The organism is Rhodococcus sp. (in: high G+C Gram-positive bacteria) (assembly GCF_049286785.1).
Taxonomy (GTDB): domain Bacteria; phylum Actinomycetota; class Actinomycetes; order Mycobacteriales; family Mycobacteriaceae; genus Rhodococcus_F.
In genome coordinates, this window is sequence record NZ_JBAQEO010000388.1 from 1 (window position 1) to 5,466 (window position 5,466).

The 5,466-nt window shown below is 65.0% G+C and carries 3 protein-coding genes and 1 pseudogene; 2 read left to right on the forward strand and 2 right to left on the reverse strand.

Annotation, left to right across the window (positions count from 1 at the left end):
• The first annotated feature begins 1 nt into the window (after position 1).
• On the forward strand, positions 2 to 1,186 hold the full coding sequence (locus WAW17_RS14375; protein WP_422333629.1) for an acetyl-CoA C-acetyltransferase: 1,185 nt from the start codon (positions 2 to 4) through the stop codon (positions 1,184 to 1,186).
• 38 nt (positions 1,187 to 1,224) lie between these two features.
• On the forward strand, positions 1,225 to 3,348 hold the full coding sequence (locus WAW17_RS14380) for a 3-hydroxyacyl-CoA dehydrogenase NAD-binding domain-containing protein (protein WP_422333631.1): 2,124 nt from the start codon (positions 1,225 to 1,227) through the stop codon (positions 3,346 to 3,348).
• A gap of 78 nt (positions 3,349 to 3,426) precedes the next feature.
• Here the strand turns inward: WAW17_RS14380 and WAW17_RS14385 are convergent, their stop codons facing one another.
• Together WAW17_RS14385 and WAW17_RS14390 are read right to left on the reverse strand one after the other, a co-directional pair.
• A complete protein-coding gene (locus WAW17_RS14385) occupies positions 3,427 to 4,731 on the reverse strand; it encodes a class I SAM-dependent methyltransferase (protein ID WP_422333630.1) in 1,305 nt (434 codons plus the stop codon).
• Positions 4,728 to 5,466 (reverse strand): annotated as a pseudogene (locus WAW17_RS14390) (FAD-binding protein); the annotation flags it as partial. The pseudogene WAW17_RS14390 and the gene WAW17_RS14385, both read right to left, overlap by 4 nt.

Consider the following 5,466-nt stretch of genomic DNA (forward strand, 5'->3'; position numbering starts at 1 on the left):
CATCCGCACCCCGCGTGGCCGCGGCAAGAAGACCGGTTCGTTGCATTCGGTCAAGCCGATCTCTCTCGTCACCGGTCTGATCGACGAGATCCGCGTCCGTTTCCCCGACCTGGACGAGGACCGCATCTCCGATCTCATCCTCGGTGTCGTGAGCCCCGTGGGTGACCAGGGCGCCGACCTCGCGCGCATCGTCGTCAACGATGCAGGCCTGCCCGACACCGTCGGCGGTGTCCAGATCAACCGCTTCTGCTCCTCCGCTCTCGAAGCCGTCAACATGGCTGCTGCCAAGGTCCGTTCGGGCTGGGACGAGCTGTTGTTCGCCGGGGGCGTCGAGTCCATGTCCCGCGTGCCGATGGGCAGTGACGGCGGCCCGTGGGCGCTCGACCCCGCCACCAACTACGACAACTACTTCGTGCCCCAGGGCGTCGGTGCCGATCTCATCGCCACCATCGAGGGCTTCTCGCGTGAGGATGTCGACGCGTACGCGGTGCGTTCCCAGGAACTCGCCGCAAAGGCATGGAGCGGCGGATACTTCGCCAAGTCGGTCGTCCCGGTCAAGGATCAGAACGGGATCACCATCCTCGACCACGACGAGCACATGCGTCCCGGAACCACCCTCGAGAACCTCGCCGGCCTCACCCCGTCGTTCGCCGCGCTGGGTGAAATGGGCGGTTTCGACGCCGTCGCGCTGCAGAAGTACCACTTCGTGGAGAAGATCAACCACGTTCACCACGGCGGCAACAGCTCCGGCATCGTCGACGGCGCCGCGCTGGTGCTCGTCGGGTCGGAGCAGGCCGGCAAGGACATGGGGATGACGCCGCGTGCACGCGTCGTCGCCACCGCCACCTCCGGTGCCGACTCGACCATCATGCTCACCGGTCCGACGCCCGCCACCAAGAAGGCGCTGGCCGCTGCGGGTCTGACGGTCGACGACATCGACCTGTTCGAAATCAACGAGGCGTTCGCTTCTGTCGTCCTCAAGTTCCAGAAGGATCTGCAGATCCCGGACGAGAAGCTCAACGTCAACGGCGGCGCCATCGCGATGGGTCATCCGCTCGGAGCCACCGGCGCCATGATCATCGGCACCATGGTCGACGAGCTCGAGCGACGTGACGGCCGGTACGCCCTCCTCACGCTGTGCATCGGCGGCGGCATGGGCGTGGCCACCATCATCGAGCGCGTCTAACTCTCCGAAGGGATCTTTTTCAAGTGAGCGAGAACAACATGATCGGCTGGGAACGCGACGCCGACGGCATCGTGGTTCTGACGATGGACGACCCGAACCAGGGCGCCAACACCATGAACCAGCTGTACAAGGACTCGATGAAGGCCACCGTCGACCGTCTGGTCGCGGAGAAGGACAACATCACCGGTGTGGTCCTGACCTCGGGCAAGAAGACGTTCTTCGCGGGCGGCGACCTCAAGGGCATGATCAAGCTCGGGCCCGAGGACAAGAAGGCCATCTACGACGAGACGCTGAGCATCAAGGCCGACCTCCGTCGCCTCGAAACCCTCGGCAAGCCCGTCGTCGCGGCCATCAACGGTGCCGCGCTCGGTGGCGGCCTCGAGATCGCACTGGCGACGCACCACCGCATTGCCGCCGACGTCAAGGGCGTCAAGATCGGTCTGCCCGAGGCCACTCTCGGCCTGCTGCCCGGTGGCGGCGGAGTCGTGCGCACCGTCCGGATGCTCGGCCTGCAGGCCGCGCTCATGCAGGTGCTGCTCCAGGGGCAGCAGCGCGGACCCGTCCAGGCCAAGGAAGTCGGTCTCGTCGACGAGGTCGTCGGATCGGTCGAGGAACTGGTTCCCGCAGCCAAGTCGTGGATCAAGGCCAACCCCGAGGGCGGCGTGCAGCCTTGGGACAAGAAGGGATTCAAGATCCCCGGCGGCACCCCGTCCACCCCGGCCTTCGCGGCCAACCTCCCGGCGTTTCCCGCGAACCTGCGTAAGCAGCTCAAGGGTGCCCCGATGCCGGCACCGCGTGCCATCATGGCCGCCGCCGTCGAAGGCTCGCAGGTCGACATCGACAACGCGTCGATCATCGAGTCGCGGTACTTCACGGAGCTCGTCACCGGCCAGGTCGCGAAGAACATGATCCAGGCGTTCTTCTTCGATCTGCAGGCCATCAACTCCGGCGCGTCGCGCCCGTCCGGCATCGAGAAGACCCCGATCACCAAGATCGGCGTGCTGGGCGCGGGAATGATGGGCGCGGGTATCGCGTACGTTTCGGCGAAGGCCGGATTCGACGTGGTCCTCAAGGACGTCACGCTCGAGGCGGCCGAAAAGGGCAAGGGCTACTCGGAGAAGATCGAGGCCAAGGCACTCTCGCGTGGCAAGACCACCGAAGAGAAGTCGAAGGCGCTGCTCGACCGGATCAAGCCCACCGCGGACGTCGCCGACCTCGCCGGCGTCGACTTCGTCATCGAGGCCGTCTTCGAGAGCACGGAGCTCAAGCACAAGGTCTTCCAGGAGATCGAAGACACCGTCGCTCCCAATGCGCTGCTCGGCTCCAACACCTCGACCCTGCCCATCACGGGGCTGGCGACCGGTGTCAAGCGGCAGGAAGACTTCATCGGCATCCACTTCTTCTCTCCCGTCGACAAGATGCCGCTGGTGGAGATCATCCGCGGTGAGAAGACCTCCGACGAGGCACTCGCCCGCGTGTTCGACTACGTCCAGGCGATCCGCAAGACCCCGATCGTGGTCAACGACTCGCGCGGCTTCTTCACCTCGCGCGTCATCGGCACCTTCGTCAACGAGGCCATCGCGATGGTCAACGAGGGCATCGAGCCGGCCACCATCGAGCAGGCCGGTTCGCAGGCGGGTTACCCGGCTCCGCCGCTGCAGCTGTCCGACGAGCTGAACCTCACCCTCATGCAGAAGATCCGCAAGGAGACCGAAGCAGCGGCCAAGGCCGAGGGCAAGGAACTGCCGGCCGACCCGGCGGGCGACGTCATCAACACCCTCGTCGAAGCAGGTCGTCCCGGACGTCTCGGTGGCGGTGGCTTCTACGAATACGAGGACGGCAAGCGCACCCGCATCTGGCCGGGACTGCGCGAGAAGTTCAAGTCCGGCTCCACCGAGGCCCCGATCCAGGACCTCATCGACCGGATGCTGTTCGCCGAGGCCATCGAAACGCAGAAGTGCTTCGACGAAGGCGTGCTCACGACCACGGCTGATGCCAACATCGGCTCCATCATGGGCATCGGCTTCCCGGCATGGACCGGTGGTGTCGCGCAGTACATCGTCGGCTACCCGGGTGGCAAGGAAGGCTTCGTCGCGCGGGCCGAGGAACTCGCCGCCAAGTACGGCGAGCGCTTCACCCCCCCGGCGTCGCTGAAGAGCTAGAAACAACGAGGGCGAATGTGCCTTTCGACGCTGTGAATGCGTCGAAAGGCACATCCGCCCCGTTCTGCGCGGCGGTGCCTACCCGTTCCACCACGGACGGAGCGGGACGTGCGCCTCACCCTTGGGTCCCAGCTTCACTGCCAGAACCTGGTGTAGCTGAACCACGTTGCGCTCGAATCCGAGTCGCGAGCCGGCCATGTAGAGGCCCCACACCCGGGCGGTTCCTTCGCCGACCTCGGCGACGCAGGCATCCCAATTGTCGACGAGGTTCTGGCACCATCCGGCGAGGGTGAGTGCGTAGTGCTCGCGCAGGTTCTCTTCGTGCCGGACCTCGAGGCCGACGTTCTGGATTTCGGAGATGATGCGGCCCGAGCCCGTGAGCTCCCCGTCGGGGAAGACATACCGGTCGATGAAACCGCCCGCACGTGCCTGGCTGATGTTATCGGGCCGGGTGATGCAGTGGTTGAAGAGACGCCCGCCTTCACGCAGTTTCTCTTTGAGGAGCCCGAAGTATGCCGGGTAATTGTGCACACCGATGTGTTCGGTGAGGCCGATCGACGAGATGGCGTCGAAGCCGGTCTCGGGGACGTCGCGGTAGTCGGAGAACCGGACCTCGGCGAGGTCCGACAGGCCTTCTTCCGCGATGGCCTTCTGCGCCCATTCGGCCTGTTCCCGTGACAGCGTCGCGCCGATGGTCTTCACTCCGCGGCGGGCGGCGTAGCGGACCATTCCGCCCCAGCCGCAGCCGATGTCGAGAAGGCGGTCACCGGCCTGCAGTCCGAGCTTCTCGAACACGAGGCGGTACTTGTTCTCCTGTGCCTCTTCGAGGGTCTGGTCGGCGTCGGCGTAACAAGCGCACGTGTACGTCATCGACGGTCCCAGTACGTACTCGTAGAAGGTGTTCGAGACGTCGTAGTGGTGGTGGATCACCTCGGCGTCGCGGGACTTGGAGTGGCGCAGACCCTCGGCGACGCGACGCCACCGCGGGAGATGCTCCTGCGGTGGTGGCGCGATGGGCCGCAGCAGATCCCAGCCCAGCGAACGAGTAATAGTGGCCAGCGTGAGCGCGGAGGGGCGGCGGAAGTGCAGTTCGTCGCCCATGACGCGGAGGATCTCGTACGGGTCGCCGGGATGAACTCCCCGTGCTTCCAGGTCACCGGACACGTAGGCGCGCGCCATGCCGAGGTCGCCGGGTGCGGTTGCCAGGTAGGTCGTACCGCGGGTGGATTTGAGGTGTAGGCCGTAGGGCGCGTCCTCGGGGCCGGCGACACTGCCGTCGTACGCCGTGAATCGCAGAGGAAGCATCCCATCGGACAGAATCTCGAGAATCTCTGCGATGGACAGCTTGTGGTCTAGCGACCGTGACGCTCTCAGTGTTGTCATCGACGTTGCACCGCCTTCGAGAAGAGGTCCAGTAACCGGGAATCGGGGTCGTAGCGTTTCTTCAGGTCGAGATATCGATCGCCGCCGTAGTAGAGACGCTCGAAGTCTTCACGTGAATAGTACGAGTCGGAGTACAGCGACTTGTGGCCGTCGAAGTCGCCCACCTTGTTCTCGATCAGCCGGTTCGCGGCGCCCTCGGGCTGTCCCGGGACGATCGGGACCGACGACCAGAAGCCGATATTCACATAAGTGCGCTTCGGTTCGAGGGGATACAGCGGCCAGGGGCGCTGGGACGATGCCCCGGCGGCGGCGGGTTCACGCAACCGCAGCGGGCACAGCCACAGGGGTTCGATGGGGATTTCCGCAAGGAACCACCGGACGAAGTCGGCGGTGCGCTCGATGGGGACCTCCACGTCCTGCACGACACGTTCGCGTGGAGGATTGCCCTTGCGTTTCTCCACACGGTCAGCGATGTCGTACTTGTGGTCGAGTGCGATCAGTTTCCAGTAGAAACTGCTGCGGAGGAGTTTCTTCGGCCACAGGCGACGGATGTGCGGATTCTGGGCTCCGAATGCGCGTGAGCACCAGAACCAGTCGGTGTCCCACCGCCACAGGTAGTCTCGGGTGGTGAGTCTGTCGGTCTTGGGGTGGTTCACCGAGCTGTGCTGAATGGAACGGTAGAAGATATTCCGGCCGGTGTAGTCGCTGACAGGCCCACCCTCGTCGGTCTGGTGT